The sequence below is a fragment of the Pseudomonas parakoreensis genome (assembly GCF_021602155.1).
GTDB lineage: Bacteria > Pseudomonadota > Gammaproteobacteria > Pseudomonadales > Pseudomonadaceae > Aquipseudomonas > Aquipseudomonas parakoreensis.
Genome location: NZ_BQHY01000004.1, coordinates 33325 through 37206, shown reverse-complemented (window position 1 = coordinate 37206; position 3882 = coordinate 33325). Strand labels below are relative to the sequence as shown.

General features: G+C 61.1%; 2 protein-coding genes. Both read left to right on the top strand.

Annotated features, from left to right (window positions below; genetic code table 11):
- Positions 1-66 precede the first annotated feature (66 nt).
- A complete protein-coding gene (gene macA / locus L6D63_RS07155; RefSeq protein WP_131671361.1) occupies positions 67-1215 on the top strand; it encodes a macrolide transporter subunit MacA in 1149 nt (382 codons plus the stop codon).
- Positions 1216-1217: 2 nt separating this feature from the next.
- Positions 1218-3176: a MacB family efflux pump subunit gene (locus tag L6D63_RS07150; RefSeq protein ID WP_131671362.1), complete on the top strand. Its 1959-nt coding sequence runs from the start codon at positions 1218-1220 to the stop codon at positions 3174-3176.
- Positions 3177-3882 lie beyond the last annotated feature (706 nt).

Below are 3882 nucleotides of genomic sequence, written 5' to 3'. Positions count from 1 at the left end.
GTGTGGTTTTTCTATCAAGACCCGGCCGCTGGCCGGGTCCATCCCTGAACGGACTTGTGGTTATTTATGGAAAAGTCGAAGTTGCGCAAAGTCGGTATGGGGTTGGCGTTGGCGGCGGTGGCCGGGTTGGTGCTGTTCACGGTGCAGGCCCCCGCCGAAGCGCCGAAATACCAGACAGCGCCGGTCGAACGCACGGACATCGAAAACACCGTGCTCGCCACCGGTTTGCTGGAAGGCGTCAAGCAAGTGGATGTCGGCGCGCAAGTGTCGGGGCAGTTGAAGTCGCTCAAGGTCAAGGTTGGCGACAAGGTGAAGAAGGGCCAATGGCTGGCGGAGATCGACCCCTTGGTGCTGCAAAACACCCTGCGTCAGGCGCAGGTCGATGAAGAAAACCTGCAAGCGCAGAAGCGCGCCACGCAAGCCCAGCTCAAGCAGACCAAAGCGATATACCAGCGCTATCAGAACCTGCAGGAAGACGCTTCGATCTCGCGTCAGGATTTTGAAACCGCGCAATCGAACTACGAGGTGCAGCAGGCCAATCTGTTGTCGCTGGACGCGCAGATCAAAAGTGCGCACATCCAGATCGATACCGCCAAGGTCAACCTCGCGTACACGCGGATCGTCGCGCCGATCGATGGCGACGTGGTCGGCATCGTCACCCAGGAAGGCCAGACCGTGATCGCCAACCAGTTGGCGCCGATCCTGCTGAAACTGGCGGATCTGGACACCATGACCATCAAGGCCCAAGTGTCGGAAGCCGACGTGATTCATATCGCGCCGGGGCAGCAGGTGTATTTCACCATTCTCGGCGAAGACAAACGTTATTACGGCAAGCTGCGCGGCACTGAGCCGGCGCCGCAGAACTTCCTCGAAACGCCGCCGGCCGGTACGCCGAAACAAAACACCGCGGTGTTCTATAACGCGCTGTTCGAGGTGCCCAATCCCGACCATCGCTTGCGCATCTCGATGACCGCGCAAGTGCGCATCGTCCTCGATACCGCGCAATCGGTGCTGACCGTGCCGGTGGCCGCGCTTGGGCCACGCAACGCCGATGGCAGCTTTCCGGTGCGGGTGCTCGATGCCAAGGGCCAGGCGCAGTCGCGCAACGTGCAGACCGGGATCAATAACAACGTCAAAGTGCAGATCAACCAGGGCCTGAATGAAGGCGAGCGGGTGGTGATCGGCGATCCGCTGCCCGCCGTGGCGGGGGCTTGAGCATGACGCAGCCGTTACTGCAACTGACCGGCATCACCCGCAGTTTCACTGCCGGCGACCGCGAGTTTCTCGCGCTGAAGGACATCAACCTGACGATCAATGCCGGAGAAATGGTGGCGATCATCGGCGCCTCCGGCTCCGGCAAATCAACCCTGATGAACATCCTCGGCTGTCTCGATTACGCCACCGCCGGCAGCTACAGGATCAACGGTCAGGAGACCCGCGACCTCGACGATCAGGCGCTGGCCGAACTGCGCCGCGATTACTTCGGTTTCATCTTCCAGCGCTATCACTTGCTGCCGCACCTGAGCGCGATGCACAACGTCGAGATGCCGGCCATCTACGCTGGCATTCCGGCGCCGCAACGCCACGCCCGCGCCCGTGAGTTGCTGGCGCGGCTAGGCCTCGACGGGCACCTGACGCATCGCCCGAGCCAGCTCTCCGGCGGTCAGCAGCAGCGGGTGAGTATCGCCCGGGCCTTGATGAATGGCGGTGAAGTGATCCTTGCCGACGAACCCACCGGCGCCCTCGACACCGCCAGCGGCAAGGAGGTGATGCGCATTCTGCTGGAGCTGCACGCAGCCGGGCACACGGTGATTCTGGTGACCCACGACCCGAAAGTCGCGGCCAACGCCGAACGCATCATCGAAGTCAGCGACGGCGAAATCCTCAGCGACCGGCGCAACCAGCGCGACACCGGGCAACTCTCGGACGAAGAGCAGGTGCCGCCCAAACCACCGGCGACCCGCCGCCTGGTCGCCAGCCTCGGGCTGTTCAAGGAAGCCTTCAACATGGCCTGGGTGGCGCTGATTTCGCACCGCATGCGCACCTTGCTGACCATGCTCGGGATTGTCATCGGCATCACCTCGGTGGTGTCGATTTCGGCGATCGGTGAGGGTGCGAAAAACTACGTGCTCAAGGACATTTCGGCGATTGGCAGCAACACCATCGATATCTATTCCGGCAGCAGTTTCGGCGACAAGCGCGCCGCGTCAATCGAGACACTGGTGCCGGCCGACGTTACCGCGCTGAATCAGCTGTATTACGTCGACAGTGCCACCCCGGTGGTCGGCCGCAGCATGCTCCTGCGTTACCGCAACATCGACCTCGACGCGCAGATCAACGGCGTCAGCGACCAGTACTTTCAGGTGCGCGGGATCAAACTGGAGGCGGGCATTACCTTCAGCGAAAGCGATGCGCGGCGCCAGGCGCAGGTGGTGGTGATCGATTACAACACCCGGCATCGGTTGTTCGGCGAGGGTGTCGATCCGCTGGGCCAGGTGATCCTGATCGGTAACCTGCCATGCACGGTGATCGGCGTGGCCGCCGAGAACAAGAACCTGTTTGCCTCGGGCAAAACCCTCAACGTCTGGGTGCCCTACGAAACCGCCGCCGGCCGGATCCTGGGCCAACGCTTCCTCGACAGCATCAGCGTACGGATCAAGGACGGCCAGTCGAGCAAAGTGGTGGAAAATCATGTCACCCAATTGCTGCTGCAACGCCACGGCATCAAGGATTTCTACACCAACAACCTCGACAGCGTGATGCAGACCGTACAGAAAACCAGCCGCTCGCTGGCCTTGCTGCTGTCGCTGATCGCGGTGATTTCGCTGGTGGTCGGCGGCATCGGGGTGATGAACATCATGCTGGTGTCGGTCACCGAGCGTACCCGCGAGATTGGCATTCGCATGGCGGTCGGCGCACGGCAGTCGGACATTCGTCAGCAGTTTCTGGTGGAGGCGGTGATGGTCTGCCTGCTCGGCGGGGCCATCGGCATTTCCCTGTCGTACGCCATCGGCCACCTGTTTTCGCTGTTCATCAAGGAATGGGAAATGGTGTTCTCCATGGCCTCGGTGTTGACGGCGGTGATCTGCTCGACGCTGATCGGCATCGTCTTCGGCTTCGTCCCCGCGCGCAATGCATCGCGCCTGGACCCGATCGAGGCGTTGGCGAGGGACTGATTGCCGGAGCTGATTGGCCGGGCTCGTGCCTGAAGCGCACAAATCGAAAGGGACGGGTCACGACCCCGTCCCTGTTTTTCGCCCTCAATCCAACTGTGGCTGGCTTGCCAGCGATGACGGCCCACAAACCGACCGACCTCTCAACTGAATGCCCTCAATCCAACTGTGGGAGCTGGCTTGCCAGCGATGACGGCCCACAAACCGACCGACCTCTCAACTGAATGCCCACAATCCAACTGTGGGAGCTGGCTTGCCAGCGATGACGGCCCACAAACCGACCGACCTCTCAACTGAATGCCCTCAATCCAACTGTGGGAGCTGGCTTGCCAGCGATGACGGCCTACAAGCCGACCAACCTCCCAACTGAATGCACTCATTCCAACTGTGGGAGCGAGCCTGCTCGCGAAAGCGTCCTGCCAGACAAAATCAAAACAACAGAGCAAACGCCGCACATAAACATAACCCCGCAACCACGTTTAAAGTACACGAACCGTTACGCCATACCGGCTACAACGCCTTGCGCCGTTACCTACGCGTACGCCAGAATCCGCCGGCTTACACGGCTATGGGGCGGGCTATATCGTTTCCCGGTCACTGAAAATCAGTGATCGGGTTTGGTAGCCCGTCTGTAATAGCTGTATGGCAACACCTATGCAGTCCCTTTGCGGGGCTCGGTTTTATGGTGGTCATGCGTGGGGCTCACTCG

Excerpts from the sequence above, each read along its gene's own strand:
- macA (WP_131671361.1), top strand. The coding sequence starts at position 67 with ATGGAAAAGTCGAAGTTGCGCAAAGTCGGTATGGGGTTGGCGTTGGCG.
- L6D63_RS07150 (WP_131671362.1), top strand. The coding sequence starts at position 1,218 with ATGACGCAGCCGTTACTGCAACTGACCGGCATCACCCGCAGTTTCACT.